Source organism: Enterococcus malodoratus (assembly GCF_027659535.1).
Lineage (GTDB): Bacteria > Bacillota > Bacilli > Lactobacillales > Enterococcaceae > Enterococcus_A > Enterococcus_A malodoratus.
Genome location: NZ_JAQDPG010000007.1, coordinates 1 through 25,999, shown reverse-complemented (window position 1 = coordinate 25,999; position 25,999 = coordinate 1). Strand labels below are relative to the sequence as shown.

Sequence of the window (25,999 nt, the reverse complement as noted above, 5' to 3'; positions counted from 1 at the left end):
ACTCCTTAAGCTAATACAGTGACTGCGTCGGCCGTTTTCTTGCTTTCATTGTCAACACGTTCCACATCCGCACCTAATTGTTGTAATTTAGTGTGGAATTTGTAGTAGCCGCGATCCAAATATTTCAAATTGCGGACACGTGTCATACCATTTGCTCGCAGACCAGCCAAAACTAAAGCAGCTGCCGCACGTAGATCAGTCGCATAAACTTCTGCGCCTTGCAATTCAGATGCCCCTTTAATCAAGGCAACGTTATTGTCGATCTTCACTTGTGCATTCATTCTGCGCATTTCTTCTAAATGTTGGAAACGATTTTCGAAGACCGTTTCTGTAGTTGTGCTAACACCATCAGCTACTAATTGAATAGCAGTCATTTGTGCTTGCATATCTGTTGGGAATCCTGGATGAGGCATCGTTTTAATATCCGTCGCTTTCAAGCTCTTAGGACCGATAACTCGTAATCCGTCATTTTCTTCAGTGATCTTAACACCCATTTCGATCAGTTTAGAGATCAATGGACGATTATGTTCAGGAATTGCTCCATCAATCAAGACATTGCCTTCCGTCATTGCAGCAGCAACCATGAATGTTCCAGCTTCAATCCGGTCTTGAACGATTGGATGAGAAACAGCGTGAAGATGGTCAACACCTTCGATACGCATCGTTTCTGTACCAGCACCATGGATGCTAGCACCCATTTTATTTAGGAAGTTCGCCAAATCAACGATCTCAGGTTCGCGAGCAACGTTTTCGATCACAGTTGTTCCTTTAGCCTTTACAGCGGCCATCATGATATTTTGAGTCGCACCGACACTTGGGAAGTCCAAATAAATCGTATCCCCGACTAATTCGTCAGCGATTGCTTCAATGTATCCATTTTTTTGGATAATTTTCGCACCCAAAGCTTGGAATCCTTTCAAATGCAAATCAATTGGACGTTTACCAATTGCACAGCCGCCAGGCATTGCAACCTTTGCGTGTCCGTTGCGCGCCAATAAAGGCCCCATCACAACGATTGACGCACGCATTTTGCTAACATACTCATAAGGGGCTTCCACGTTCAATTGACGGGTCGCATCCACTGTAATTTCTTTCGTTTCTTCATTAAACTCAACATCTGTATTCAAATAACGAATCACTTGATTCATGGTAAAGACATCAGATAAAATCGGAACATTGCTTAATGTTGATGTTCCTTCTTCAGCTAATAAAGTCGCAGCTAAAATTGGCAATACGGCATTTTTTGCCCCTTCGATATGTACTGTTCCTTTTAATTGTTTACCACCACGAACGATGATCTCTTCCATTGTATTCCCTCCAAAAAAGCTAGTCGATTATCTCGTATATGTACCTTAACTAAATGTCAAAAATATATTTTTGCATAAAAGAATGATTTCTAAGAAGAACGTACTGCAAGCAAAACCTAAGGCGATCGCCATCATCAAAATCACGATTCGAACTTGAGTCTCCTTAAATGCTTTAAACAGATTTTCAATTCGCAAAGCTCTTAAAGCCCAGAAGGCTAAATAGATAAAGGAAAAATGCGATACAATCCGAACGATTGCATCAATTCCAAATACTTGCATAATTCGTTTCCTTTCAAAAAAATCAATAGTTGGATTATAGCACAGATTTATATAAAGAAGAACACTTTGCGCATTCAAAGAACTATACAGAAACTTTTAAAAAACTTAATCTTTCAATTTTGCTTTTTTATTATCAAAACAACTTTTTTTTATAGGTAAAAAGTCCTTTAAAAATTTTTAGGTTCCTTTTTTAGTCAATATATCAAAAAATACCCAGTGTTTTTTGAAGTCCAAGTTTTTTGAAAATTTGTGCATTTACTTGCTTTCTTTATTCTAATAATCAGTTAAAATATTGAACTATTTCACAAAAAAAAGTTGTGCCGCAATCAGCGGCACAACTTTCAATAATCCTATGGTCTTTCAGAAAAGGATTCTGCAATGACCGTTTTTGCAATATTTAACGATGTTTAGAAACCTTGATCCGATTCATAGCACGGTGCAAAGCAACTTCGGCACGGCTCAACTGATCGGTATCTTCCTTTTCGCGAGCTTCTTGAATCCGCGCTTCCGCACGTTGTTTTGCTCTTTCAGCACGTGAAACATCGATATCTCGTTCACGTTCTGCCGTATCGGCGATAATCGTCAACACATTGTCCCGAACTTCCATGATCCCACCATTGACTGCGATCCAATCCACGTGTGTATCAGCATCCGTCCGGCGAACACGAACCTCATCGATTGCAAGAGGCGCAATGATCGGTGCATGGTTTGGTAATATCCCAATTTCACCGGCGACCGTTTTTGCAATGACGATGGTTGCATTATGATCATAGACGTTACCATCTGGAGTAACAACGTTCACTTGCAGAACTTTGTCTTTTTCTTGTTCCATCGGGCACCTCTTTCTAGTAGCCTAAAGTTTTTGCTTTTTCTACTACGTCTTCGATCGTACCTACACTACGGAAAGCATCTTCTGGAAGGTCATCATACTTGCCTTCTAAAATTTCTTTAAAGCCTTCAACTGTTTTTTCAACTGGTACATATGAACCTGGTTGACCAGTGAATTGTTCCGCTACATTGAAGTTTTGTGATAAGAAGAATTGGATTCGACGAGCACGAGAAACAATCACTTTTTCTTGGTCAGACAATTCGTCCATCCCCAAAATAGCGATAATATCTTGTAACTCGCGGTAACGTTGTAAAACACGTTGAACTTCTGTCGCTACACGATAATGTTCTTCCCCAACGATTTCAGGTGCCAATGCACTTGAAGATGAAGCCAATGGGTCAACGGCTGGATAGATCCCTTGCTCCGTTAACTTACGTTCCAAGTTGGTTGTTGCATCCAAATGGGCGAACGCTGTTGCTGGCGCTGGGTCAGTATAGTCATCGGCTGGAACATAAATAGCTTGAATAGAAGTAATTGAACCCTTCTTCGTTGAAGTGATTCGTTCTTGCAATTGACCCATTTCAGTTGCCAAAGTTGGTTGGTAGCCAACGGCTGAAGGCATCCGGCCAAGCAAGGCAGAAACTTCAGAACCGGCTTGAGTGAAACGGAAGATGTTGTCGATAAACAACAGCACATCTTGTCCTTCTTCATCTCGGAAATATTCAGCCAATGTCAAACCAGTCAAGGCAACACGCATACGCGCACCTGGCGGCTCGTTCATTTGTCCAAACACCATGGCAGTTTTCTCAATAACGCCTGATTCCTTCATTTCATAATAAAGGTCGTTCCCTTCACGAGTACGTTCACCAACACCCGTAAACACTGAAATACCACCGTGTTCTTGGGCGATATTATGAATCAATTCTTGGATCAAGACGGTTTTACCAACACCGGCACCACCAAATAGTCCGACTTTACCACCCTTTAAGTAAGGAGCTAATAAGTCGATAACTTTGATCCCTGTTTCTAAAATTTCATTACTGGTACTAAGTTCTTCAAAAGCCGGCGCTTTTTTATGAATACCGCTTTTTACTGCATCTTCTGGAAAAGGCGCTTCTTTGTCGATTGTTTCACCTAATACGTTAAACACACGACCTAAAGTTTCTTTACCAACGGGAACTGAGATTGGTTTGCCTGTATCGACAACTTCCATTCCACGTTGCAAGCCATCTGTTGATTCCATAGAGATCGTGCGGATAACACCATCACCAAGTTCCAAAGCAGCTTCAAGAACAACTTTTGTTTTATTTTTTTTGTAAACAATCAACGCATTGTTGATGTCTGGTAAGGATTGATCTAAAGAAAATTCCACGTCGACAACGGGACCAATAACTTGAACAATCTTGCCTGAACTCATGTTTTTTCCTCCAATCTCGAAATTATTCTAATGCGGAAGCCCCGCCGACAATTTCAGTAATCTCTTGGGTGATCGCCGCTTGGCGTGCCCGGTTGTATGAAATGGTTAAATCATCAATGATCGAGCCAGCATTATCTGTTGCCGTCTTCATTGCGGTCATCCCGGCTGCATGTTCCGCCGTTTTGGCATCAACGATTGCGCCATAGATCAAGCTTTCTGCATATTGCGGCAGTAATTGATCAAGAATCGCTTCTTTTGAAGGTTCAAACAAATATTCTTCGCGATACGTTTGTGCTTCACTAGGATCCAAATCAGAGATAGGCAGCATTTTTTCTACCCGGAACTGACTAGATAATGAATTAACGTGATGATTGTAGCAGACGTAAAGTTCATCAAAGACTTGATTTTCATACATACTGGTCGTCATCGAAACGATTTTTCGTACTTCTTCAAAGCTAGGCTGATCCGATAAATTGCGTAATTCATAAGCTAATTTAACGCCGCGAGCTTTGAAAAAGTCCGCACCGGTTCCACCGATGGCTAACAAAACATATTCATCAGCAGAATCATGATCATCTTCAAGCATTGTCATCGTCTGTTTTAGGATTGAGCTGTTGTAGCCCCCCACCAAACCGCCATCAGAAGTAATCACAATATAGCCAGTTTTTTTAACTGGACGATTCAACAGCATGCTGTGATAGTTGATGCCGCCTAGTTCACGACCAGAGTTGGCTAATTCCGTTAATTCACTCGCTGTTAAGTGCGTCAATACTTCACGTACTTTTGAAGCGTAAATTTGAAATTTTGCTGAGTAAACTTCTGATTTCGTCAACTTAGATGCTGATACCATTTGCATAGCCTTGGTGATTTGACTAGTTTTCTTCGTCGATGCAATCCGTGTTTTGATTTCATTTAAGGATGCCATGATTTATTCTCACCTCGATTATGCTTTTTCTTGGTTAGCTGTGGAAGCGTCAAAAATATCTTTGAATTCTTGGATAGCACTATCTAATTTATCTGTATCAGGCAATTCTTTTGTTTCGCGAATCGCAGCGAATAAATCAGAATGATTCGTTTCCAAGTATTCAAATAATTGTGCTTCAAAATCTAAAATACTATTGACTGGAATACTATCTAGCACACCATGAGTCAAGGCATATAGAATCACTACTTGTTTTTCAACAGGAAGCGGATCATGTAATTTTTGTTTTAGTACCTCAACAGTTCGGCGTCCACGATTTAATTTTGCTTGTGTAGCCGCATCTAAATCTGAACCGAATTGCGTAAAGGCTTCTAATTCACGATAGCTGGCGAGATCTAAACGAAGTGTCCCTGCAACTTTTTTCATCGCTTTGATTTGTGCGGAACCACCAACCCGTGATACGGATAGACCCGCATCAACGGCTGGACGAATACCAGCATAGAACAAATCGTTTTCTAAGAAGATTTGTCCATCGGTGATTGAGATTACATTGGTTGGAATATAAGCAGAGATATCTCCTGCTTGTGTTTCAACGAATGGCAAGGCAGTTAATGAACCGCCGCCTAATTCATCTGAAAGTTTTGCTGCACGTTCTAACAAACGTGAATGCAGATAGAAAACATCCCCTGGATAAGCTTCACGACCTGGCGGACGACGTAATAATAGTGACAGTTCACGATAAGCCACAGCTTGTTTTGATAAATCATCAAAAACAACTAATACGTGTTTGCCGTTATACATGAATTCCTCACCCATTGCTGTTCCAGCGTAAGGCGCGATAAATAATAGCGGTGCAGGTTGAGACGCACCAGCTGTGACAACGATGGTATAATCCATGGCACCAAATTTACGAAGTGTTTCCACTTGTGAACGAACCGTAGATTCTTTTTGTCCGATAGCCACATAAATACAGATCATATCTTGACCTTTTTGGTTAATAATCGTATCAATAGCGATCGATGTTTTACCAGTTTTACGGTCACCAATGACCAATTCACGTTGTCCGCGGCCAATTGGAACAAGGGCATCAATTGCCTTCAGACCTGTTTGCATTGGTTCTGATACTGATTTACGCTGCATAACACCGGGAGCCATTGCTTCCACTGGACGTGTTTTACTTGTTTCGATTGGACCCATACCGTCGATTGGTTGACCTAATGGGTTTACAACACGACCGATCATGTTATCACCGACTGGCACTTCCATGATTTTACCGGTACGTTTTACTTTGTCTCCTTCACGAATGGACTCAAATTCACCTAGAACGATGATACCGACATCATTGCTTTCTAAGTTTTGTGCCATCCCATAAGAGCCGTTTGAAAACTCTAGAAGTTCTCCACTCATTGCATTTTCTAAACCGTGGGCACGGGCGATTCCATCCCCAACGTAAGTGACTGTTCCGATTTCTTCGACAGACAGCTTATTGTCATAATTTTGAATCTGTTCTTTGATTAAAGCACTGATTTCTTCTGCTTTGATGGCCATTCATTTCACCTCTTCTTCTCTACTTTTTACTAAGTGCTGCTCGTAGGCCATTTAATTGGCTGGCGAGGCTGCCGTCGATCACTTGATGATCGGCTTCAACAATGACACCACCGAGAATTGATTCATCAACTATCGGGGTTAATGAGGCCTTTTGGTAGCCAAAAACATCAGCGACTTTTGCTTCAAGTTCGTGTTTCTTTTCTTCAGAGAGCGGAACAGCCGTTGTGACTGTACCGTGTGCGACTTTGTTCATTTCATCATAGCGACGCTCAAATTCATCAATCATAAATGGAAGATCATCGCTGCGGTTGTACTCAAATACAACCAATAGAAAATTTTTAACGATCCCGTCGAATCCGCCAGTAAAAGCATCCATGATGGCCTTCTTTTCTGCACCTTCTAAACGAACATCAGTTAAAATATTTCCTAGATCAGGAATTTCTTTACAGATTTCCCGAATCGTCAACAACTCTTGATAAACGGCATCGGCGGCTTCATTTTCGATCGCCAATTCAAACAAAGCTTTCCCATAACGTTTACCAACAGTGTATTTATCAAGCTTCATGCTTTGTGTTTCCTAGCTTGTCCATATAGTTGTTGATCAAATCTTGATGAGCATCTTGTGAGAGCTCTTTACTCAAGATTTTTTCTGCGATTTGTAGAGAAAGTGTTGCCACATCATCTTTGACAGAAGTCAACGCATTTTCACGTTCATCTTTGATCTCTGCTTGCGCACGATCTTTTAGACGCGAAACTTCTTCTTTCGTATCTTTGATGATATTTTGACGGCTTAATTCGCCACTTTCTTTCGCATTTTTAATGATATCTGCCGCATCACTGCGGGAGCTGGCCAATTGAGTTTCACGTTCTTTTTCCAACTCAGCAGCTTTAACCCGGGATTGTTCGGCAGAATCTAGATCATTGGCGATCTTATCTTCACGTTTTTGTAGAATGTCTTGAACGGCACCCCACGCGAATTTTTTCAATAATGCCATTAGGATCACGAATGCTCCCGTAACAGCAATTAAATTACCGAGCGTTGTATTGACAGCCTCAGCAATAACTAGATTCAGCATACTCGGTCTTCCTTTCTGTTCGTCTTCCTCATTAAAAGAACCGTCAAGCGGTCCTCCTGCTCACCTTTGAAGTGAGTCTCAACAAAAAAGTACTGATTTTTATTGGAAAACCATCAACATACCTAATACTACACCTAGAATTGGCACAGCTTCGATCAAACCAACACCGATAAACATTGTTGAACGAATTTGTCCTGACATTTCTGGTTGACGCGCCATTGATTCAATTGCTTTTGAAATTACTTGTCCGTTACCATAACCAGCCCCAATTGCGGCTCCCATGATTGCGATTCCTGCACCGATAAAGTTCATAATAAATTTCCTCCTAAAAAGTGTATTAATTTTTTTATTATTCTACCTCGATTTTATGACTAATATAAACCATAGATAGAGTTGTGAAAACAAAGGCTTGGATACTACCAATAAATAGTGAGAATGCGATCCAAATCATTTCAAGCGGTATAGCGAATGGCAGTGTCCACCATCCTGCACTTGTAACCATGCTTGCGATCAGCGAAAGCAATACTTCACCTGCGAAAATGTTTCCGTAAAGACGTAAGCCCAACGTGATAACATTGGTAAATTCTTCCATCAACTTAATAGGAAATAGTCCTGACGGTGTGAAGAAAGAATTTTTGATGTAACGACCTAATCCCAATTTTTCTGTTCCTAGGTAATTCGCTAAGATTAATACAAGTAAGGCCAATCCCATCGTTACAAAAGGATTAGCTGTTGGACTTTTCCAATAAGTCACATCATTACCAGAGACAATTTTTGTGACGAGTCCAATTTGGTTTGCTACAAAAATAAATAAGAACAACGTAAATGAGAACAAACTAAAATTTCTGACTTCCTTACGAGGCATATTGTCACCAACAATGTTCGTAGTGAAATCAATGACCCACTCAATTGCGTTTTGCTTTCCTTTAGGTTTCAATGACAGATTGCGTGTAAAGGAATAGACAAGGAAAAAGACAATTACACACGTTACGATAATCATTGTCGTTACCGTTCCGTCAAACCATATGGGTCCAATATGGAAAAACCAAGATTTTTCATTCAATCAAGTTCACCTCTCTTCCCAGCGACTCGGCGTCAGCTCGTGCCTGCTTAGCGCTGCTCCTCAAAATACTATCGTATGTTACCACCAGAGAAAGAAAATTTCAAAGAATTTTCCTAAAATTTTTCGAATAACTTGAAGATAAATTTCGAAACGTTATTTTATCTTTCGTTAGACGGCTCTGGTACTTATTTTAGCCCGAAATTAGGCTATTATAGATTGTAACTAATCGTATCAAAATCGAAGTTTAAGTAAAGAAATAATCATCGAATATGCGAAAAAGAATATTTTACTGATGAGAATAGTTTTTCAATGTGCGGCTGATTTGTCGATCAACATCTTTACGCTTCAAAGTTTCCCGTTTATCGTACTGATGTTTCCCTTTAGCCACACCGATTAGGACCTTCGCAAACCCATCTTTCAAATAGACTTTCAACGGAACTAATGTGATCCCGGTATTTTTGACCTCACCAGCTAAACGCGCAATTTGTTTTTTGTGCATCAGCAATTTACGCGTACGGACAGGATCATGATTGAAAATGTTGCCTTGTTCATAAGGACTGATATGAACATTGTATAAAAAAGCTTCACCATTTCGAATTCGAGCAAATCCATCTTTTAAATTAATCCTGCTATTTCGGATTGATTTTATTTCCGTCCCTTGCAAGACAATTCCAGCTTCGATTGTATCGATGATCGTATAATCGTGTCGCGCCTTTTTGTTTTGTGCTACTAACTTGCCTTCACCTTTTGGCATATTATCCCTTCTTTCTACCTGGCTTTTTCTTTTTGGCTACTGATTTATAAAACGGCTTCTTGCCTTTTTTATTTTTCTTCTCTTTGCTTGTCTTTGAACGATCGGAAGTCTTACCGTAATTCTTATTAGAATCCCTATTATTCTTTCTGCCGCCCGCCGGTTTCCTTCGTTGATTACGTTGACTATTTCCCGGCACCTCCAATGAAGGTATCTCTTCAGCCTCAAGCAGCTCGAAATCAATTTCACGGGTTTCAGGATCAGATTTAGTCACCTTTATGCGGACCTTTTGTCCAATCTTAAATGTTTGACGAGTACGTTCCCCCACCAAAGCCAGTTGATTTTCGATGAAATGGAAATAATCTTGTTTCATCTCGTTTAGATGAATCATGCCTTCAACCGTATTTGGCAATTCGATAAAGATTCCAAATTTTGTAACGGAGCTGATAATACCGTCGAATTCTTCGCCAACCCTCTCGGCCATGTATTCGGCTTTTTTCATACTATCAACTTCACGTTCTGCTTCCACGGCACGCCGTTCCATTTTCGAACTATGATCAGCGATCTCAGGCAACGTTTCTGCCCACTTCTCTTTCGTTGCTTCACTTTGATCCTGGCTATATGTCCGAATCAAGCGATGAACGATCAAATCAGGGTAACGACGAATAGGCGATGTGAAGTGCGTGTAATATTCCGCCGCTAATCCATAATGACCATAATTGTCTTCCGAATAACGCGCTTGCTGCATACTGCGCAGCAACATTGTGTTAATAACCGCGGACTCGGGCTTGTCTTCTACATCATGGATGACTTGCTGCAAATCTTTTGGTGTAATCGTATTTTTTGTCCCTTTAACTAAAATTCCTAATGCTGCCGCAAAATCAAAGAAGCGCTGCATCTTTTCTTCCTTTGGTTGCTCGTGAATCCGATAAATGAAGGGCAATTTCAATTTATTGAAATGCTCAGCCACTGTTTCATTAGCCGCTAGCATAAAGGATTCAATCAATCGTTCGCCGACACCCCGTTCCCGTAGTTCAATATCTATTGGACGTCCCTCAGGATCAACTATGATTTTCGCTTCACGATCCTCAAAGTTAATAGCTCCGCGCTGCTTGCGGCGATTTTCAAGAATTTGATGAAGTTCCTTCATTAAATGAAACATCGGTACTAACTCATGATAGTGTTCGACTGTTTCAGAATCATTGTCCAAAATAGCATTCACAGCCGAGTAGGTCATTCGTTCGCTCGTTTGGATGACACTTTGGAAGATTTCATGATGAACGATCATCCCATTAGTATCAATCTCCATCTCGCAACTCATGGTCAAGCGCGGTACATGCGGATTTAATGAACAGATACCATTTGATAAACGCTGTGGAATCATTGGGATCACACGATCCGTCAGATATACACTCGTTCCACGTTCAAAAGCTTCTTTATTCAAGACGCTATCTTCAGTAACATAATAAGAAACATCCGCGATATGGACACCCAAGAAGTAATTCCCATTTTCTAACTTGCGAACCGTTACTGCGTCATCCAAATCTTTCGCATCAGCCCCATCGATCGTAACGATTTGCTGGTCGCGCAGATCACGGCGTCCAACTAGATCCGCTTCAGCAATTTTATCCGGCACTTGCTCTGAAGCAGTCTGAACTTCATCGGGGAAGGATGTCGGAATGCCTTGAGCGATTACGATGGATAGAATATCCATACCAGGATCATTTTTATGCCCAATTACCTTAGTAATCATCCCTTCCAAGCTCGTAGCATAGCCCTTCTCAGGATAATGAGTGATTTCAACGATGACGATACTCCCATCAACAGGTTGAATCCCCTCTGCTGCAATGAAGACTTTGAACTGCGCACTTTTTTTATCTTTCGGCGTTACGTAACCGAATAAATCTGATTCAGCAATCTCATCAACGTCAAAGGCATTGAATTCACCCACGAGCTGTTGGATCTTCCGCTCTTTAATAGAAACAACACGACCCTCTGCTCCACGATCAGAAAAGAGATCCGCCGTCTTTTGAATATCGATCATGACAATATCGCCATCCATCGCAAAGTTCGTTGCTTCTTTCGGGATAAAGATATCCGGTTCTTCCGGATCAATCGTTACAAAGCCGAATCCTCTTTCATTGCGGCGAAAGATTCCTTCTACTTCGATTGGTTGAAAAGGCAGCATGACACGACCCTTTTTATTAAATTCCACAGTTTTTTCTCGCTCAAGCTGCGCAACCGTTTGAACTAATAACTTAAAATCTTCGCTCTTGCGCATGTCTAAAACTTCTGCTAATTCTTCCATTGAAAGACTTTTTTTATTGGCTGCTTTCAATCCAGCCAGTATTTCTGCTTTAATTGTTTTTCTCTCCATTTTCTTCTCTCCAGCCAAGACCGGCTAAAAAATCGGCCACATCTTGTTCTAATTGTCTTCTTTCGGGCCCTACGGTAATCACATGTCCGCTTTGCGGGTACCAGTTTAAGGTGAAGGCGGTCTGTTTCAAACGCTCTGCCGTTTGAAAAACACCATCCGCTTCGATCATCTCATCCTGTCCTGCCTGCGCCATAAAAAAAGGACAATCGATTTTCGTTAAATTTTCATATGCTGTTTGGGATTGCTCTTCGATTGTTGTCAATTGTCGTTCTACTAGAGGACGATAACTTTCAATTTTGTTTTCAGTCGTTTTCGCACCGTTTCGTTCTAACACCTGTTTGGCATATAATAGGAAGTTTTTTGTTACATTGGTTTTGACTGGTGCAATAGGCGAACAGAAAAAACCGCCTCCTAAAAATTGTTTGGGCAATGCTTGTAATAGACGGGTTGCAAAAATACCACCCATTGAAAGTCCAAATGCAGCGATCTCCTGGTAACCTTGTGATTGCAAAAATTTGACGCCTTGTTGACTATCCTGCCACCATTGCTCAGAAGTTTCCTGCAAGATATCCAAAGGATCTGCTGTTCCGTGTCCTGAGTAAAGTGGAACATAAACTGTATAATCTAATTTTTCCAAAAAACGCGCCAGCATCCGCACATCATTCGGACTGCCTGAATAGGCATGTAGCAGTAAAACCGCTCGTTTCCCCTGGGGCAGAAACAACGATCCTGGGGCTTGAATCATCTTTCTTCACTCCGATCTCGTAGTTGATCTTCATTTTCTCAAAAACGAAAAATTGATTTCGCTCTTTTTTTCCGTACCTTTGATCTGCCAAAACATCGCAAAAAATCGAATTGGCATCCTCACTCTATCTTAAAGTGTACTTGATTTGACCTAAATACAAAATAAAAAAGACCTCTCACTTGAGAGGCCGGTTTTATTTGCTTGATAAAAACATTAATGCGAAGAGCAGAATCATCCAAACCGCACCTAAAACTGCGGTTGATCGTTGCATAACAGCTTCAAAGCCACGTGCTTTCTGCTTTCCGAACAATTGATCCGCACCACCAGTAAAAGCACTCGCAGCACTATTTTGTTTGCTAGGTTGCATCATGATCGTAATGACAATGATCACTGATAAAACTAAGATAACACCCAAAATAAAATTATACAAAAGCTGATCCTCCTTATTTCCAAACTACCTCATTTTTTACTTTAGCACAATTGAAGTCGTTTGACCAGAGAAGTCAAAAACTTATTTTCTTAAAACATCTGCATAATCCGATTTTTCGTCGAATTCTTTTTTAGCAAATGGGCATAACGGAATAATTTTTTTACCCTCTTTACGCGCTTTTTCTACACCAGCAGCAACCAATTTTTCTGCCAAACCTTGGCCACGATAAGTTGGATCTACAAATGTATGATCAATAATCATGATTTCTGAACCCGCATTCGACCAAGTCATTTCTCCTGCTTCTTCATTCGCATCATTCAATAAAACAAAACGTTCTTTTTCTTCTTTGATTTCCATCACAATTCTCCTTACAGCTTTTTTAGCTTTAATTTTTCACAATATATTTCAAGGCACCGCTAGGACATGTATTTACGACATAACTAGCATTTTCTGCACTGCCGTTATCGGGGATAATCCACGGTCTGCGACCCACCTCAAAAATTTCTGGATTTCCTCTTACACAATTCCCGATGTGCGCACAAATATCTTTGTTGTAATAAATATCAACGCCCTCACCATGATATTTGCGATAACCTTGAACCAATAATTCCTCTTCATTAACTGGTTCTTGATCAAATTTACTTCCATCCATTTCCTATCACTTCCTTTAAGTAAGATTATAATGGGAATCAAAAAAAAATTACACTAAATCGTCTTATCATGCTAAAAGATCTATAAGCGTCTGCATTGCCTGATGAGCATCCATTTGATCCGGAAAGGCCAAAATGAATGTGCGACTTCCTAAGGTCTCAATGACCAACTCAAAAACACCTGCGTTTTGTCTCAGCGCAAAAGGTTTTAAACAATCCGCAGTGAAGTAAACATTTCGCGGCCTCTTTGTTAAATCATCTTCTTCTAATACATGCAAGCCACGACTTGAGAAAATCAGAATTTTCTCCATTTGGTCTTCATAGATCGCTAACTGATGTAGTCCTTCGTTCGGAAACAGTGTTCTTAATTGAGCCTGCAGCAACAGAAAACTAGTCTCCTTCATGAGCGGATCCCTTTATTGGAAGAATCTCCTTGTTCAAGTATGCTTGTCCAAGTTCGTAGTAATGCTCTGCATTCTCGCGATTTTTTTTGATTTCTTCAGGTGTCAATTTGCGAATCACACGAGCAGGAGAACCGAATGCCAACGAGTTTGCGGGAATGACTGTTCCTTCTGTCACTAATGAACCCGCACCGATCAAACTATTCTCTCCAATCTCCGCGTGGTTCAGAACAGTAGCGCCCATTCCAATCAATGCCCCAGAATGAATCGTACATCCGTGGATAATACAAGCATGCCCAATCGTTACATAATCACCGATGTTTGTCGGCGCGCCATGATCTACATGTACGATCGTACCATCTTGCACGTTACTCATTTTACCGATTGCTATCGTGTTGCTGTCACCACGCAAAACACTTTGAAACCAAATGGTCGAACCTTCTCCAAGTGTTACGTCTCCATATACATCTGAACTATTTGCGATAAAATCTACCATTCTTCTCACCTCAATCACTAGTATAGCACGCCTTCCACTCTTCAAAACTAAATAAAAAACAAAGAGACCTCAAAATGCAAAGCCTCTTTGTTTTCAATATAAGAAAAACGCTTAAGCCCAGTCGCCGTTTCTAAAAATCGCTACGCGGCTGCCATCCTTACGAATACCATCAATATTCATCTTGTCTGAGCCAATCATAAAGTCCACATGATTCTTGCTGCGGTTCAACCCATGCTCTGCTAATTCTTTTTCAGTCATTTCTACACCATTGGCTAGATTAAATGCATACGCATTGCCGATAGCTAAATGATTTGATGCGTTCTCATCATATAAAGTACTGAAAAAGGTAATCCTCGATTGTGAGATTGGAGAAGGATCTGGCACCAAAGCCGCTTCTCCCAAATGTTTGGAGCCTTCATCCATCGCTACTAAGCTTTTCAAGGCCTCTTCACCTTGATCAGCCTTCACGTCAATGATCGCACCATCTTTGAAAGTCAATTTTATTCCCGTAATTACTTGTCCCGCATAAGCCAATGGCTTGGTTGAAGAAACAACTCCGTCTGCCACACGCCGATCAGGAGCGGTAAAAATTTCTTCTGTCGGCATATTCGCCATAAACTCAAAACCTTTTTCATTGATGCTGCGGGCACTGTCCCAAATATGATTTTCTGGCAACCCGATGGTCAGATCTGTTCCAGGCGCTTGATAATGCAGAGCTTGGAATTGCTCTTGATTCATCATTGCTGCTTTTTCTTGCAACCGCTTCTCATGCAGCGACCATGCTTCAACAGGATCTGCCTCGTAAATTTTCGTTGCCTTAAAAATAGCATCCCACAATGCATCTACTTGCTCCGCTGCTGGCAGTTCAGGAAAAACTTTTGCTGCCCATGATGCTTCGGAGGCTGCTACAACTGTCCAACTAATTCTATTTGCTGCCGCCGCTTGACGCAGACCAAATAATAATTGACGGTCGTATTGTTGATAAGCCTCGATACGTTCTTTCGCTACTCCAGAAAAAACACCTGGATCCTGCGAGACAACGCTAATTCGACTAATTCGACGTTTGAACATTTCCTCCATTTCAGTTTGCTTATATTCAGGAACAGTACGTAATTCTTCGATGTCCATGTTTTCTACTTGCTCTCGTAAGATTGTATCGTCTGTCCAACGTAAAACAACTTGGCTTGCACCTGCTTCATAGGCTTTTTTAACGATCAGTCGAGCTAACGGGGCTTGGTTAACCGAAATATCTAACTGTACTAAGTCGTCTTTTTGTACATTCACGCCTGTTTTGACGATCAACATTGCATACTTATCTAAATAGGTCATTAAATTTTCCATGTTTTCACCTCTGTACTGTTTTTGATGATAAAATATATTTTCGCTCATAGCGGCTGTACATGACCACTGCGATAATTCCAAAAATAACCGGTCCTAAAATTGAATAAAGGGTTCCAGCAATATCTCCCTGCATCGCTGGCTGAACGATGGTAAAGACATTGGCAAAGCCGACCACAAACGTGACGACTGTTACTGCGATGTTTGCCATTGTTTGTGTCTTATAAATTTCAAACGGTTTTTCGATTTCCTTTTTCTTCTTGAAGCCAATAAAGGCAATCGCTAAGAACATATAAGGAATCGTCATCGAAACATTGGTCATTGAAACCAGCACTTGGAAAAAGTACTTCGCACCGCTGCCGCCGAATGAAACCAATGCGACGATTGCGATCACGATTGCTGCTTGAACTTTCATAGCGTTGACTGGTAAATCATTTTTTGTTTTCGTTAAAAATTCAGGCCAGACCTCTTTTGGTGTCCCTTCAATCAATTGTTTCAATGGAGAAAAAATCAATGTAAAGAACGCTCCGGTCAAAGCTAAAAACATCGACAAGCCCATGTAGCGAGATACCCACACACCCATCGTCACTGAGGCTGCCTCTGAGATATTCAATGCATGACCCAATTGATACCCCATATTATTCATAGCAATGTAGGCTACATTTCCTAAAGTTACTTCCGCATCGGAAAATTGTGTAAAAGCAAAATTCCAGTTCGTAAATGCTCCCATCATAAAGATTCCGACCGCATAGCCAATCGCAATTACGATGGCCGATATTGCTACTCCTCGCGGAAACGTCTTCTCTGCATTTTCGGTTTCATCAACTAACCCGCCTACAACTTCTAAGCCGCCATAGGCAAATATTGCAAATACTAAGAAACCAAAGACTTGGATCATTGTTGAATAATCCGCGTTTGGTGATTTGAAAAAGGCGCCTGGACTTAACGGCTGTGCCATATGACCATTTAATAAAAGAATAGTTAATCCGCCGAGAAATAGTACAACGTTGATTAAGGCCACCGCTGTTCCACCAATCGAAGTCACTTTTTTGATACTATCCAATCCTCTTGAAGAGACAAATGTGATTAAAATAATCCAAAAAATAGCCAATATCCCTAACGTTTGTACACCCGACAAACCAAACGGTGTCCATTGCTGTGTTTTATCTACACCAAAAATCGCATTTGATAAAGGAATCCAAATTCCGGATCCTACATTCACCATCCAAATAATGTAAGAGGCATACCACATAAATGTGCCGATAAAGGCAAATTTGGGGTTAAATGATTCTGCCATCCAGGAATAAATTCCACCCTTACGATCTTTAAACGCTGCACCGTATTCTGAAAGCATAAATGCAAAAGGCAAGAAAAATGTAACTGCGGCCAACACATACCAAAGTATTGATGCATAACCCATCAAATAGAACGCTCGTGTAATATTAGTGAAGCCAAATACCGAAGTAAAAATCATAAGAATAAGTGAGATCAGTGTTAATTTCTTTTTCTTGGGGCTCGACATAACTATTTCCTCCAATTTGTATTTTTATAACGAACCGATTAGCTCCTTTCTTTCAATACTTAATAAAAAGTGTTTTTTTATTGATTCGTCTTGTTAGGAAAATTGTAGGAATATTTAAAGAATAAAACAACAAAACTGGTGTAGTTTTTAGCAAAGTATCACTCTCAAAAGAAAACGCTTTCTATTTTTAATAAAAATTATCCGTTATTTTTATTTAGGGCAAAAACTAACTGATAGGTTGAAACACTGCGGCTTAGAGAATCTCCCCCTTCTAAACCAGTACAGTTTGCCGTTAAATGATCTGTCGTCAGAAATTAGAAAAAAAGCTGCTCCTCTCATGAATAAATAATGTGTATGGTCCTCGATTCATCAGTTTTAAGCAGTAAAAAAGAGGCACGAAGAAAACTTCGTGCCTCTGATCATATTGTTCTATTCTGCTTCTTCCATAAACTGACTATTATAAAGCTGTTCATAGAAGCCGCCTTGTGCTAATAATTCAAGATGCGTCCCGTGTTCAATGATCTGTCCATCTCTCATCACTAAGATGTGATCTGCATCGCGAATTGTCGATAAACGGTGAGCAATTACAAAACTAGTTCGACCTTCCATCACTCGATCCATCGCTTTTTGGATCAGACCCTCTAGTCGAGTATCTACCGAACTAGTAGCTTCATCTAAAATCAAGATTTTGGGATCAGAGATAATTGCACGAGCAATCGTCAATAATTGTTTCTGACCAAGCGAAACATTATTCCCTTCTGAGTTGATCTCCATCTCATAACCGCCTGGCATTGTACGAATAAAATGATCGACATTGGCAGTCTTGGCCGCATCAACCACTTCATAATCTGTGGCCTCCAGCCGTCCAAAGCGAATATTATCGCCAATCGTTCCTTCATATAACCAAGCATCCTGCAAAACCATCCCGAATAGCGAACGAACATCGGAACGATTCATTTCTTGGGTATTCACGCCATCAATCAAAATTCTTCCGCTGTTGATATCATAAAAGCGCATCAACAAATTGATCAAAGTTGTTTTGCCAGCACCGGTCGGTCCAACGATCGCTACCGTTTCACCTGCCTTAACCTCAAAACTCAAATCCTCAATCAGCGGTTTCTTCGGATCGTAACTGAATTTAACATGATCGAAAACGACATTTCCTTGAACGGGTTCTGGCAATGGCAGATCTTGTTCATTCAATATTTCTTCTGGTTCATCCAGAATTTCAAAGACCCGCTTAGCCGAAGCCGATGCACTTTGGATCATCGAAGACAATTGCGTGATTTCTCCCATCGGTTGGCTGACTTGCCAAATATATTGAATGAAGGCTTGCAGCTGACCAACTAGGATTACACCATGAATCACGTTCCAACTACCTAAAAGCGCCATTGCAATATAGGTTGCATACGCAGTTAATTGAACAAGCGGCTGCATTAAGCTGGACACAAAAGCTGCTCGAAAACCAAATCGACGCAATTCGTGGTTGACTTCACTGAACCCGGCTAAGGTCTCTTGTTCGCGGCCGTAAAGCTTCAAAACACTGAAACCCGTCATATTTTCTTGTACGAAACCATTCAAGTCTCCAAGCGAATTTTGCATTCCTTGGAAATCTTTTTGCGACACCTGTACGATCTTTCGTGAGATCACGATTGATAAAGGAATCATGATCATAGATAAAATTGCCATCATGGGATTAATATAAAACATCATGCCCACTGCTAACAAAATTCCTAAAACAGCGTTGATCGATTTAATAATCGCTTGTTGCATAGCATTACTTACAGCATCCACATCGTTAGTCACCCGTGACAGGATATTCCCTTGCTGGTTACGGTCAAAATAGGATACCGGCAGACGATTGATTTTTGCTTCAATATCATCTCGCAGATCCCGCATCGCGGATTGAACCACATTAGCCATCAACCAACCAGTCCCTAACTGAGTAACACAATAGAAAATACCAACAATCACAATCACGATCAGCCATTTAAATAAATAATCAAAATTGACCGGTTCTCCTTGTGCGATATTTTTACTGACCTCAGTTGTTGGCAAACCTGTTAAATACGGCAGCCACGTTCCTAAAACCAGGGTTCCTACGGCAAGGACTAAAACTAAGATAAATGATTTTTTGTAAGGATTAATATAATGCATCAAACGCTTTAAGGAAGAAGTATATTTTCTCATGCTAATTCCTCCTTCGATAATTGTGATGCGGCAATGTCATAATAAATTGGACATTTTTCCAACAGTTCTCGGTGGGAGCCTATACCCACGACATCCCCTTCGTTAAGAACCACAATTTTATCTGCATGCATGATCGTGCCGACACGCTGCGCGACAATCAAAACAGCAGAATCAGTCGTTTCCTTTTTCAAACGAGCGCGTAATTTCGCGTCTGTTTGATAATCCAGTGCAGAAAAGCTGTCATCAAAAATATATATTTCTGGACGACGGATCACCGCACGGGCGATTGCTAAACGCTGCTTTTGGCCACCAGAGAAATTACTACCGCCCTCTGCCAGCTCCTCTTGATAACCATCTGGTTTTTGTGCGATAAAATCTGCTGCTTGCGCAATCTCTGCCGCCAGCTCCATTTCCTCTTGGGTTGCGTCTTTCTTTCCGTAACGCAAATTATCCGCGATCGTTCCATTAAATAATTGAGCCTTTTGCGGAATATAGCCGATTTTTTCACGTAAATCCTTTAAACGATAATCTCGAACATCCTGACCGTCAACTAAAACCTGGCCCGCTGTCACATCGTAGAAACGGGGAATTAATTGAATTAATGTTGATTTTCCTGACCCAGTACTCCCGATAAATGCTACTGTTTCTCCGAGATTCGCTGTAAAGCTGACATTGCGAATCACAGGGCTTTCTGCATGCCCAGGATAAGCAAAAGTTACATCACGAAATTCCAACGAACTTTTTTTAGTTGGTTCCACTGTCTTTTCAGGATTGTCCTTGATCAGCGGATCCATATCAAAAACTTCTTGAATTCGCTGTGCTGAAACATTTGCTCGAGGATACATCATAAAGACCGTTGCAAAAAGCATGAAAGAAAACAATGCGTGGAAAATATACTCGATAAAAGCAATCAATGTTCCAACTGCCAAAGAGCCGTCACTGATTTGAACTGTTCCATTCCAAATGATCAAGACCATCACAATATTAAATAGAAAGAAAAAACCCGGCTGTGCTACTGCCATTAAGTGAAACAAACTCTTAGAACTATTTGTATATGCATCATTGACTAAACGGAAACGCATTTCTTCAAATTTTTCATTAACAAACGCACGGATTACTCGTAGTCCTGATAAGTTTTCTCGCAATATCCCATTGATATTGTCTAAGTTTTTTTGCTGCTTCGTCGACAATGGTTCTGAATATTTTGCAATCAGAATGACTGCTAACAACAATATCGGCAGCGCCAACAAAACGTAAAAACCTAAGCCTGGACTCGTACGCATAATCAAGTACAAGCTCATCCCAAACATCATTGGGGTCATAAAACCAGTCGTCAAAATATTTTGCATGAACAACATGATTTGATAAGCATCATTTGTTGCTCTAGTAATCAATGAAGGTACACCGATCTGCTCGTACTCTGAATGAGAAAAAGTCTGAACTTTTTCAAAAAGATCATCTCGTATTGCCGCTACCATTCTAGATGTGATTTGAGAACTGAAGTAACGCAATGAGATACTCATGATAATTCCAATTACAGTAATCGCAATCATCACAATACCCATTCTTTGAACATAGTCAAAATCGTTATTTCCAATTCCTTTATCGATCATCATGGCTAAAATCGTCGGCAACCCCAACTCAATCAAGATAAATCCAAAAACACTGATGAAATCAAACAATAATAGCTTCTTGTAACGCAAGGTATACCGCAACATCAACTTCATTATTCTCGCCTCTTTCTATACCGTAATGTCTCCAATATAGCATAAATGAACTTCTTCTGCCCGCTTAGAAAATTGTTTTTTTATTTTGTTTTTTAGACTTTCTGAAAATTTCTTATGAATCCCCATTTCACTTCCTAGTTTCTATACTTCTTATTTATTCTGTGATAAACTACAAGTAATTGTTGTAAGGACAACCCAAAGAACGGTGAAATTATTTTTTCAAGCAAGAAGCAAAGACGAGGCTTCTTCTCAGCGCTTTAGCCAAAGCTAAGTCGTCGAGCATAAGAAAATAGGTGGCAGCCGCCCCTCATTTTGTCGTGGAAAAAATTGCTATAAAGCAAATAAAGGAGATAGATTCATGATTTACAAAGTTTATTATCAAGAAACCAAAGAACGCAATCCAAAACGTGAGCAAACACAATCATTGTATGTGGAAGCGGACAACGAAGAAATGGTTCACAATTTATTACGCGAGAATACCCCATATAACGTGGAATATATCCAACTTTTAGAAGGCAACCACTTAGAATACGAAAAAGAAAATGCCGACTTTAAGTTAACGGAGTTCTAATATGAAACTTTCGCTAAAAAACAATGAAACTGGTGTCTTTGCCATTGGTGGATTGGGCGAAATCGGAAAAAATATGTATGGGGTTCAATTTCAAGATGAGATCATCATCATTGATGCTGGAATAAAATTTCCCGAAGATGATCTGCTAGGAATTGATTATGTCATTCCCGATTTTAGTTATGTTGTCCAAAATATCAATAAAGTAAAAGCACTCGTGATTACTCACGGACATGAGGATCATATCGGTGGTGTGCCTTATTTATTAAAGCAAGCCAATATTCCGATCTACGCTGGCGCACTAGCTTTGGCACTGATCAAAAACAAATTGGATGAGCACGGTTTACTGCGTGACGCAGAATTGCATGAGATCGATGAAGATTCTGTGATTCGCTTCCGTAAAACATCTGTAAGCTTTTTCCGCACCACTCACAGTATTCCTGATCCATTAGGTGTTGTTGTTAAAACTCCTTCTGGAAATGTTGTGGAAACCGGAGATTTCAAATTCGACTTCACACCGGTTGGTCAACCTGCAAACTTGCATCGCATGGCAAAGCTTGGAGAAGAAGGCGTTTTGTGCCTGCTTTCTGACAGTACCAACGCAGAAGTCCCAACCTTTACTAAGTCTGAGCAATCGATCGGTCAATCGATCTTGCGTATTATGGGAAAAATCGAAGGTCGAATCATTTTCGCCACCTTCGCCTCTAACATTTCTCGTTTGCAGCAAGCTGCTTCGGCTGCTGTTGCCACGGGACGTAAAATCGCTGTATTCGGCCGCAGTATGGAAAATGCGATCGTCAATGGACAAAAATTAGGTTACATTGATGTGCCTGATGGTACTTTTGTTGATGCTCACGAAATCAACCATTTGCCGGCCAATGAATTGATGATTTTATGTACCGGATCTCAAGGTGAACCTATGGCGGCTCTATCACGGATCGCGAACGGAACACACCGTCAGATCCAGATTCAGCCAGACGATACCGTGATCTTTTCAAGTTCACCCATCCCTGGAAATACTACCAGCGTCAATCATTTGATCAACTTGCTCTCTGAAGCTGGTGCCGAAGTAATCCATGGAAAAGTTAACAATATCCACACTTCTGGTCACGGCAGTCAGCAAGAACAAAAATTGATGCTCCGTTTAATGAAACCAAAATATTTTGTTCCGATTCATGGTGAATTCAGAATGTTGAAAATCCATGCCGGCTTAGCACAGGATACTGGTGTTCCTGAAGAAAATTGTTTCATCATGGAAAATGGTGATATGCTTGCGCTAACCGCGGACAGCGCTCGGCGTGCAGGTCATTTTAACGCGAGTGATGTATATGTGGACGGCAGCGGTATCGGTGATATCGGAAACGTCGTCTTGCGCGATCGCCGTATTCTTTCTGAAGAAGGCTTAGTCTTAGCTGTCGCTACAGTTGATATTGAGAAGAAAGAAATTTTAGCTGGTCCAGACATTTTGTCTCGAGGATTTGTCTATATGCGTGAATCTGGCGAAATGATCAATGAAGGACAACGAATCTTATTCCATGCCTTGCGAGAAGCTCTGAATGAGACTGGTTGCACTGAAACAAAATTGAAAAACGCAATGGTCGCTGCATTACAGCCGTTTCTATTTGATCAAACTGAACGTCACCCAATGATCTTGCCTATGATCATGACACCAGATATTTAATAGTATTAAAACGTTAGTCAAAACACCTATCTGAAAGCCAGATAGGTGTTTTTTTATTCAATCCTGCCTATGATGCCTTTTCAGTCCACATAAATAACTAGCGATTTTTTTGCAAAATAAAATATTATTTTCTTGAAATTATCAAAAAATCGATTGACAAATAACCGTATTATTTGCACAATGAAGATTAGTTAGAAAGAGCTGATAACTATCACTAGTTATTTTATAGTTTCTTGAATTTAGGATAAAGGAAGATTGATTATGGTAAGAACACAACGCGTGCAACGGAGCCACATTATTGACGGCGCTTATCAACTAATTATTAATGAAGGTTTTAAAAAATTTCATGCCCGCAACATCGCCCAGCATATCGCCTGCTCGACCCAACCGATCTATCGCGAATTTGCCAACTTGGCTGAATTGAAGTCAGTATTGACTAATCGCATCTTAGTTAAATACACCGACTTTTTAGAAGACCAAGAACCAAAATCACTGCAGGCTATGTCAACGGCCATTACAAACTATGCAACGGATTATCCAGATGAATTTCATCGTTTTTTCTTACAGGACTCAGACACGATTCAATTAGTTAAGCAAGTAACCAGAGAGGTTTTTGCTACTATTCATCCAGAAAAAAGTGATTGTTTCTTTTTTGACTTTTTCTGGCAGTATTGCATCGGAAAAGCCGCCTTAGCGATCAATAACGCTAACCATACCGAAGATTTAGAGGAAGATCGTTTCTTTGAATTTTCATTAGAAAGCTAATCTCAGGATTACTCAGAATCGGCATCACATGGTAAAATCGAATGCGCAAAAAAAGCCTTAGAGAAATTCTCTAAGGCTTGTCGTTTTATTGTTTAACTACGTTAGCTGCTTGAGGTCCACGATCGCTTTCTTCAACGTCAAAAGTTACTGCTTGACCTTCTTCGATTGTTTTAAAGCCGTCACCTTGGATAGCTGAGAAATGTACGAATACATCGCTGCCATCTTCGCGAGTAATGAAGCCAAAACCTTTTTCTGCGTTAAACCATTTTACTGTTCCGTTTTCCATGAATAAAATCCTCCTCGTGCCTAAGCACTAATTGATTGTAACATTGCCGGCCTACGAAAAGGGAAACATACGTATACCAACTCGCAACTCAAACAAAATTACAATAATAGTTTAACACTGGTTTTATCTAGCGCGCAAGGGTTTTCAATTGCTACTTTAAGTATTTTTCTTCACGTAAACTGAAATATTTGGTTTCTCCGACAATAATGTGGTCCATCAGCTCAATTCCCATCATTGAACCGCACTCTTGAACGCGTTTCGTGAAATCCAAATCGTTTTGCGAAGGCGTCGGATTTCCGGAAGGATGATAACTTTTAAACCTTCATAATTAGCATTCAACTCAAATGTTGCAAGAAAACAAAACCATTCAATGATAAAATGAAATTGTAAACATTATTTTACCGAAAGAAGGGGAAATTTTGAAAAAGACATTAGGGTTAATATCTGTTTTCGCATTAGTAATTTTATTAGCTGCCTGCGGTGGTGGGAATGACAAGAAAACTGATGGCTCGTCTGCATCAACTGAAAAGAGTTCATCAACGAAAAAATCTTCAAAAAAAGACTCCAGCAGCACATCAAGTTCTGAATCAGTTGAATCCAATCAACAAGATAGTTCAGCTTCTCCAGAACAAAATGCGGCCGAACAACAGGCTTCTTTAGAGGCTGAGGCTGAAAGGCAAAATGCCGAGTACCGAAGACAAGAAGCCGAGGCACAGGCATCAATGGAAGCTGAAGCGGCAAGAGTTAATGCTGAGTATAGGCAACAGGAAGCTAATGAAAGAGCAGCCATGGAGGCTGAAGCCGCACGCCAAAATGCTGAGTTACAAAGACAAGATGCTGAACAACAAGCATCTATTGAAGCTGAAAACGCTCGTTTGGCAGAACAAGATAAAGCAAACGGATACTAAACAAAGCCCTCTCAACCAATTAAGGTAGAGAGGGCTTTGTTTTACTTAATATCGTGATACCAACGAGTTTCCGTGAAATCTTGGAACCCTCCTGCAATATTTCCTTTCGGATCATTTGTCGCTCTCATCAAAACAACAATTGACCTTCCTTTTAGCGGTTTCAAGTCAAATGTTACATCAAATCCAACATTCCCCTTTGTGTTGTAGGCCTTGTTTACATCTGGACGAGCCACCCCTTTGGCTATTTGCCGTGTAACTTCTTTTCCAGTCACCCGATCGATTAAAATGATACATTCATATTTATAGTTTGCTATATGCCACCCACGAACTTTAAGCTTAGAACCAGTTGGTCCATATTCGTCTAAGTGTCCTTTGTTCCCTTTTCCATCAGCTAAAACAGAATAACCAGAGCCTGCAGTTAGCGGATTCTGCGGCTTGTTAGGTGTACTCGGCGCTGATGGGGTAGCGGAACCGCTATTCACACGATTTTTAATTTCTGGCAGACGAGGATATAACGACGGTCCCGGACAAACAGTCGAGTTTACCTATAAGTGCTGAGTATCTTGTTTTGTCCATCATTTTGATATCTTTCAGCTTTTCATACCCATGAACATGAGCCACTGAAATAACTTCCTTGATATTTTTCTTCATGAAATCCTCCTTTATTGGCGACGTTAGCGGATCTCTTTGACATACTCCTCAACTTCTTTCCAGTAGTGCTTA

29 protein-coding genes and 1 pseudogene are annotated in these 25,999 nt (G+C 40.5%); 4 read left to right on the top strand and 26 right to left on the bottom strand.

What is annotated here, in order from left to right; translation table 11 throughout:
* Nucleotides 1-5: 5 nt before the first annotated feature.
* The 22 genes from murA to PGP85_RS12195 all read right to left on the bottom strand — a co-directional run bounded on the left by murA (nucleotide 6) and on the right by PGP85_RS12195 (nucleotide 21,068).
* Nucleotides 6-1,307 carry a UDP-N-acetylglucosamine 1-carboxyvinyltransferase gene (murA, locus tag PGP85_RS12300; protein WP_010743280.1) on the bottom strand — a complete coding sequence of 434 codons (1,302 nt, stop codon included), beginning with the start codon at nucleotides 1,305-1,307 and terminating at the stop codon, nucleotides 6-8.
* A 45-nt stretch (nucleotides 1,308-1,352) separates the two neighbouring features.
* Nucleotides 1,353-1,586 (bottom strand): DUF1146 family protein, encoded by a 234-nt coding sequence (locus PGP85_RS12295; RefSeq protein WP_010743279.1) that lies wholly within the window; start codon nucleotides 1,584-1,586, stop codon nucleotides 1,353-1,355.
* A gap of 397 nt (nucleotides 1,587-1,983) precedes the next feature.
* Nucleotides 1,984-2,418, bottom strand: coding sequence for a F0F1 ATP synthase subunit epsilon (locus PGP85_RS12290; RefSeq protein WP_010743278.1), 435 nt, complete (start codon nucleotides 2,416-2,418; stop codon nucleotides 1,984-1,986).
* A 13-nt stretch (nucleotides 2,419-2,431) separates the two neighbouring features.
* Entirely contained in the window at nucleotides 2,432-3,832 is a 1,401-nt protein-coding gene (gene atpD, locus PGP85_RS12285) for a F0F1 ATP synthase subunit beta (RefSeq protein ID WP_010743277.1), read from the bottom strand.
* Nucleotides 3,833-3,854: 22 nt separating this feature from the next.
* Nucleotides 3,855-4,760, bottom strand: a complete 906-nt coding sequence (locus tag PGP85_RS12280; protein ID WP_034708422.1) for a F0F1 ATP synthase subunit gamma — start codon at nucleotides 4,758-4,760, stop codon at nucleotides 3,855-3,857.
* A gap of 15 nt (nucleotides 4,761-4,775) precedes the next feature.
* Nucleotides 4,776-6,302, bottom strand: a complete 1,527-nt coding sequence (gene atpA / locus PGP85_RS12275) for a F0F1 ATP synthase subunit alpha (RefSeq protein WP_010743275.1) — start codon at nucleotides 6,300-6,302, stop codon at nucleotides 4,776-4,778.
* A gap of 19 nt (nucleotides 6,303-6,321) precedes the next feature.
* Nucleotides 6,322-6,867, bottom strand: coding sequence for an ATP synthase F1 subunit delta (gene atpH / locus PGP85_RS12270; protein WP_010743274.1), 546 nt, complete (start codon nucleotides 6,865-6,867; stop codon nucleotides 6,322-6,324).
* Entirely contained in the window at nucleotides 6,857-7,378 is a 522-nt protein-coding gene (gene atpF / locus PGP85_RS12265; protein ID WP_010743273.1) for a F0F1 ATP synthase subunit B, read from the bottom strand. Before atpF ends, atpH begins: the two co-directional genes overlap by 11 nt.
* A 99-nt stretch (nucleotides 7,379-7,477) precedes the next feature.
* A complete protein-coding gene (atpE, locus tag PGP85_RS12260; protein WP_010743272.1) occupies nucleotides 7,478-7,690 on the bottom strand; it encodes an ATP synthase F0 subunit C in 213 nt (70 codons plus the stop codon).
* A gap of 37 nt (nucleotides 7,691-7,727) precedes the next feature.
* Complete coding sequence (gene atpB / locus PGP85_RS12255) at nucleotides 7,728-8,441, bottom strand: F0F1 ATP synthase subunit A (protein ID WP_010743271.1); 714 nt, start codon at nucleotides 8,439-8,441, stop codon at nucleotides 7,728-7,730.
* Between the two features lie 286 nt (nucleotides 8,442-8,727).
* Entirely contained in the window at nucleotides 8,728-9,195 is a 468-nt protein-coding gene (gene smpB / locus PGP85_RS12250) for an SsrA-binding protein SmpB (protein WP_010743270.1), read from the bottom strand.
* A 1-nt stretch (nucleotide 9,196) separates the two neighbouring features.
* Nucleotides 9,197-11,569, bottom strand: coding sequence for a ribonuclease R (gene rnr / locus PGP85_RS12245; protein WP_270327748.1), 2,373 nt, complete (start codon nucleotides 11,567-11,569; stop codon nucleotides 9,197-9,199).
* Nucleotides 11,550-12,314: an alpha/beta hydrolase gene (locus PGP85_RS12240; RefSeq protein ID WP_270327746.1), complete on the bottom strand. Its 765-nt coding sequence runs from the start codon at nucleotides 12,312-12,314 to the stop codon at nucleotides 11,550-11,552. Before PGP85_RS12240 ends, rnr begins: the two co-directional genes overlap by 20 nt.
* A 193-nt stretch (nucleotides 12,315-12,507) precedes the next feature.
* Nucleotides 12,508-12,744: a preprotein translocase subunit SecG gene (gene secG, locus PGP85_RS12235; RefSeq protein WP_010743267.1), complete on the bottom strand. Its 237-nt coding sequence runs from the start codon at nucleotides 12,742-12,744 to the stop codon at nucleotides 12,508-12,510.
* An 81-nt stretch (nucleotides 12,745-12,825) separates the two neighbouring features.
* Nucleotides 12,826-13,101: a GNAT family N-acetyltransferase gene (locus PGP85_RS12230; RefSeq protein ID WP_010743266.1), complete on the bottom strand. Its 276-nt coding sequence runs from the start codon at nucleotides 13,099-13,101 to the stop codon at nucleotides 12,826-12,828.
* A 28-nt stretch (nucleotides 13,102-13,129) separates the two neighbouring features.
* A complete protein-coding gene (locus tag PGP85_RS12225; protein WP_010743265.1) occupies nucleotides 13,130-13,396 on the bottom strand; it encodes a (4Fe-4S)-binding protein in 267 nt (88 codons plus the stop codon).
* Nucleotides 13,397-13,462: 66 nt separating this feature from the next.
* A complete protein-coding gene (locus PGP85_RS12220; protein ID WP_010743264.1) occupies nucleotides 13,463-13,798 on the bottom strand; it encodes a hypothetical protein in 336 nt (111 codons plus the stop codon).
* Nucleotides 13,785-14,291 (bottom strand): gamma carbonic anhydrase family protein, encoded by a 507-nt coding sequence (locus PGP85_RS12215; RefSeq protein ID WP_010743263.1) that lies wholly within the window; start codon nucleotides 14,289-14,291, stop codon nucleotides 13,785-13,787. Before PGP85_RS12215 ends, PGP85_RS12220 begins: the two co-directional genes overlap by 14 nt.
* Before the next feature lie 111 nt (nucleotides 14,292-14,402).
* Nucleotides 14,403-15,632 (bottom strand): aminopeptidase, encoded by a 1,230-nt coding sequence (locus PGP85_RS12210; RefSeq protein ID WP_010743262.1) that lies wholly within the window; start codon nucleotides 15,630-15,632, stop codon nucleotides 14,403-14,405.
* A 4-nt stretch (nucleotides 15,633-15,636) separates the two neighbouring features.
* On the bottom strand, nucleotides 15,637-17,151 hold the full coding sequence (yjeM, locus tag PGP85_RS12205; protein WP_010743261.1) for a glutamate/gamma-aminobutyrate family transporter YjeM: 1,515 nt from the start codon (nucleotides 17,149-17,151) through the stop codon (nucleotides 15,637-15,639).
* 429 nt (nucleotides 17,152-17,580) lie between these two features.
* The gene (locus tag PGP85_RS12200; protein ID WP_270327743.1) at nucleotides 17,581-19,341 is read right to left on the bottom strand and encodes an ABC transporter ATP-binding protein; all 1,761 of its coding nucleotides are present in this window, start codon (nucleotides 19,339-19,341) and stop codon (nucleotides 17,581-17,583) included.
* Nucleotides 19,338-21,068 carry an ABC transporter ATP-binding protein gene (locus PGP85_RS12195; RefSeq protein ID WP_270327742.1) on the bottom strand — a complete coding sequence of 577 codons (1,731 nt, stop codon included), beginning with the start codon at nucleotides 21,066-21,068 and terminating at the stop codon, nucleotides 19,338-19,340. Before PGP85_RS12195 ends, PGP85_RS12200 begins: the two co-directional genes overlap by 4 nt.
* A gap of 358 nt (nucleotides 21,069-21,426) precedes the next feature.
* Between PGP85_RS12195 and PGP85_RS12190 the strand changes: the two genes are divergently transcribed.
* The 3 genes from PGP85_RS12190 to PGP85_RS12180 all read left to right on the top strand — a co-directional run bounded on the left by PGP85_RS12190 (nucleotide 21,427) and on the right by PGP85_RS12180 (nucleotide 24,082).
* The gene (locus PGP85_RS12190; protein WP_010743257.1) at nucleotides 21,427-21,639 is read left to right on the top strand and encodes a DNA-directed RNA polymerase subunit epsilon; all 213 of its coding nucleotides are present in this window, start codon (nucleotides 21,427-21,429) and stop codon (nucleotides 21,637-21,639) included.
* A gap of 1 nt (nucleotide 21,640) precedes the next feature.
* Nucleotides 21,641-23,317: a ribonuclease J1 gene (rnjA, locus tag PGP85_RS12185; protein WP_010743256.1), complete on the top strand. Its 1,677-nt coding sequence runs from the start codon at nucleotides 21,641-21,643 to the stop codon at nucleotides 23,315-23,317.
* A 261-nt stretch (nucleotides 23,318-23,578) separates the two neighbouring features.
* Entirely contained in the window at nucleotides 23,579-24,082 is a 504-nt protein-coding gene (locus tag PGP85_RS12180; protein WP_010743255.1) for a TetR/AcrR family transcriptional regulator, read from the top strand.
* An 85-nt stretch (nucleotides 24,083-24,167) separates the two neighbouring features.
* Here the strand turns inward: PGP85_RS12180 and PGP85_RS12175 are convergent, their stop codons facing one another.
* Together PGP85_RS12175 and PGP85_RS12170 are read right to left on the bottom strand one after the other, a co-directional pair.
* Complete coding sequence (locus PGP85_RS12175) at nucleotides 24,168-24,368, bottom strand: cold-shock protein (RefSeq protein WP_010743254.1); 201 nt, start codon at nucleotides 24,366-24,368, stop codon at nucleotides 24,168-24,170.
* A gap of 151 nt (nucleotides 24,369-24,519) precedes the next feature.
* Nucleotides 24,520-24,675, bottom strand: a pseudogene (locus PGP85_RS12170) (JAB domain-containing protein); the annotation flags it as partial.
* 112 nt (nucleotides 24,676-24,787) lie between these two features.
* On the opposite strand from PGP85_RS12170, the gene PGP85_RS12165 reads away from it, so the two are divergent.
* A complete protein-coding gene (locus PGP85_RS12165; RefSeq protein WP_270327741.1) occupies nucleotides 24,788-25,276 on the top strand; it encodes a hypothetical protein in 489 nt (162 codons plus the stop codon).
* Nucleotides 25,277-25,317: 41 nt separating this feature from the next.
* On the opposite strand, the gene PGP85_RS12160 is transcribed toward PGP85_RS12165, so the two are convergent.
* Nucleotides 25,318-25,758, bottom strand: coding sequence for a zinc-binding metallopeptidase family protein (locus tag PGP85_RS12160; protein ID WP_270327739.1), 441 nt, complete (start codon nucleotides 25,756-25,758; stop codon nucleotides 25,318-25,320).
* A 7-nt stretch (nucleotides 25,759-25,765) separates the two neighbouring features.
* Complete coding sequence (locus tag PGP85_RS12155; RefSeq protein ID WP_270327738.1) at nucleotides 25,766-25,927, bottom strand: hypothetical protein; 162 nt, start codon at nucleotides 25,925-25,927, stop codon at nucleotides 25,766-25,768.
* Between the last annotated feature and the right edge of the window lie 72 nt (nucleotides 25,928-25,999).